This is a genomic window from Nocardiopsis lucentensis DSM 44048, from assembly GCF_000341125.1.
Classification (GTDB): Bacteria; Actinomycetota; Actinomycetes; order Streptosporangiales; family Streptosporangiaceae; genus Nocardiopsis; species Nocardiopsis lucentensis.
Genome location: NZ_ANBC01000053.1, coordinates 1 through 941 on the forward strand (window position 1 = coordinate 1; position 941 = coordinate 941).

The following is a 941-nucleotide window of genomic DNA, read 5'->3' on the forward strand; positions in this document are numbered from 1 at the left end:
ACTCGGTGGACGACGCGTTCACCCGTGCCGTGTTCACCCTCTCGGGGCGCCTCTTCTACGTGGACCTGGTGGGCGACGACAACACGCCCCGCGAGCTCCCCGCGACCCAGCCGGTCGTGGACCCCCGGATCAGCCCGCGCGGCGATCGCATCGCCTACGTGAGCGGCGGCGCGCTGCGCGTGATCGACATCGACGCCGCCGAGGAGGACCACGGGGACCGCGCCCTGGCCGAGCCCGACGGTGAGCACGTGACGTGGGGCCTGGCCGACTTCGTCGCGGCCGAGGAGATGAGCCGGTACCGCGGCTTCTGGTGGGCCCCCGACGGTGGGGCGATCCTGGCCACGCGGGTCGACGAGGCCGACGTCGCCCGCTGGCACGTGGACGACCCCGCCAGCCCGGAGCAGGAGCCGACCGCCCTGCGTTACCCGGCGGCCGGGACGGCCAACCCGGAGGTGCGGATGGCGGTGCTGTCCGTGGCGACGGCGGGTCAGCACCGGGCGAGCGGTCCGGGCGCGCCCGCGTGGATCGAGTGGGACCGTGCGGCGCTGCCGTACCTGGCGCGCGCGGGCTGGACCACCGGCCCCGACGGCACGCCGACGGTGGTGTTCACGGGGCAGAGCCGCGACCAGCGCACGATGACGCTGTTCAGCGCCGACCCGGTGACCGGTCTGGTCGCGGACGTGCGCACGGACACCGACGACGTGTGGTTGGAGATCGTGTCGGGGGTGCCCGACCACACCGCCTCCGGTGACCTGGTGTGGGTGGCGCGCGACCCCGAGCACGGTGAGCGGCGGGTATACGTGGGCGGCCAGCCGGTCAGCCCGCCCGACGTGTACGTGCGCTCCGTGGTCGACGTGGACGGGGACCGAATCCTGTACTCGGGCTCCCCGGCCGGGCGTCCCGGGGACGTGTCCCTGTGGCTGGTGGACCTGCCGACGGGT

Annotated in this window: 1 protein-coding gene; it reads left to right on the plus strand. The window is 74.6% G+C overall.

Going from position 1 to position 941, the window contains the following annotated elements:
- Positions 1 to 941 (plus strand): DPP IV N-terminal domain-containing protein (locus tag D471_RS0101540; RefSeq protein WP_017596995.1); only part of this gene is annotated, 941 nt, incomplete at both ends.